This is a genomic window from Metamycoplasma neophronis (assembly GCF_006491995.1).
GTDB classification, from domain to species: Bacteria; Bacillota_I; Bacilli_A; order Mycoplasmatales; family Metamycoplasmataceae; genus Metamycoplasma; species Metamycoplasma neophronis.
In genome coordinates this window covers 1-696 of the sequence record NZ_VHHP01000025.1, presented here as the reverse complement: position 1 = coordinate 696, position 696 = coordinate 1, and the positions used below count along the sequence as shown (strand labels likewise).

1 pseudogene is annotated in these 696 nt (G+C 60.6%); it reads left to right on the top strand.

Features of this window, described 5'->3' with window-relative positions:
* Positions 1-131: 131 nt before the first annotated feature.
* Positions 132-696, top strand: a pseudogene (gene jefA, locus FJR74_RS08335) (multidrug efflux pump JefA); the annotation flags it as partial.

The following is a 696-nucleotide window of genomic DNA, read 5'->3' as shown; positions in this document are numbered from 1 at the left end:
TACCTAGGGTTAGTTCTTGTGACCGCGAAGCCCGGCTACGCATGAGTAAGAACCGCATTATGGGCAACCAACCGGAGAAGTCAGATGTGACTGCGGCACCCGACACCGTGGAGGGCGATTCCCACACTGCAATGACACCGCGCCAGCGGCTGACCGTGTTGGCAACGGGGCTGGGCATCTTCATGGTGTTCGTGGACGTCAACATCGTCAATGTCGCATTGCCCAGCATCCAAAAGGTGTTTCACACGGGCGAACAAGGTCTGCAGTGGGCGGTCGCCGGGTACAGCCTGGGCATGGCGGCCGTGCTGATGAGTTGCGCCCTGCTGGGCGATCGCTACGGTCGCAGGCGCAGTTTTGTGTTCGGGGTCACGCTCTTCGTCGTGAGCTCTATTGTCTGTGTGCTACCGGTCAGCCTGGCAGTTTTCACGGTCGCACGAGTGATCCAAGGTTTAGGAGCGGCGTTCATCTCAGTGCTCTCGCTGGCCTTGCTAAGCCACTCCTTTCCCAATCCCCGAATGAAAGCACGGGCGATATCCAACTGGATGGCCATAGGCATGGTCGGTGCGGCATCTGCCCCCGCGCTGGGCGGGCTCATGGTCGACGGCCTCGGTTGGCGCAGCGTGTTCCTGGTGAACGTTCCGCTCGGTGCCATCGTGTGGCTGCTGACGCTAGTCGGTGTCGACGAGTCACAGGATC